The 571-nt window shown below is 41.3% G+C and carries 1 protein-coding gene; it reads right to left on the bottom strand.

Annotation, left to right across the window (positions count from 1 at the left end; all coding sequences use genetic code 11):
* Nucleotides 1-185 precede the first annotated feature (185 nt).
* The coding region (locus A3735_RS30630) for a hypothetical protein (protein ID WP_197485776.1) at nt 186-571 on the bottom strand (386 nt) is incomplete at its 5' end.

The raw sequence follows: 571 nt of genomic DNA on the forward strand, positions 1-571 counted from the left end.
TTAAACTCACACGAAAGAGATTCATACCCTAGCTCACTGCTTATCATCATGAGTTCGCTCAACTCATTCAATAGTGATACTTGCTCATCCATAATATTCATAAATCACCATTCCTGCTATAACGCCGCGTTAACCGCGCGAGCCGAAGGCGAGTCCGGTTGAACGCTTGGTTAGAATTTCTTTATTTAGTACGTTTTAACTTCAAAATACTTTATTTTCTTGTTTTCAATAACTGGATCGATCACGTATATATTCCCAGCTTCCAGCCGCGCGATGATATTATTATCTTCTACTCTAGTTCGCTCCATTTCTGCGTATGCTTCAGAGCTTGCTACAATGGCACCAGTATCAACGCTTGCCCCCATGGCTCCGCCAGCAACACCTCCTGCAATAGCTCCTGCGATATATGCACCTTCATTGTACTTGTGACTGGTTACCTCAATTTCATACTCTCCGGGTTTGACATATAACCATCGTTTAGACTTTCCAGAAAGTTTTTCGCCATTAATTGACTTAAGTAACACTGTATAAATTGTTCCAGCCCTTTGTCCTTCACTGTATGTATACAAGA

This window comes from Oleiphilus sp. HI0061 (genome assembly GCF_001635675.1).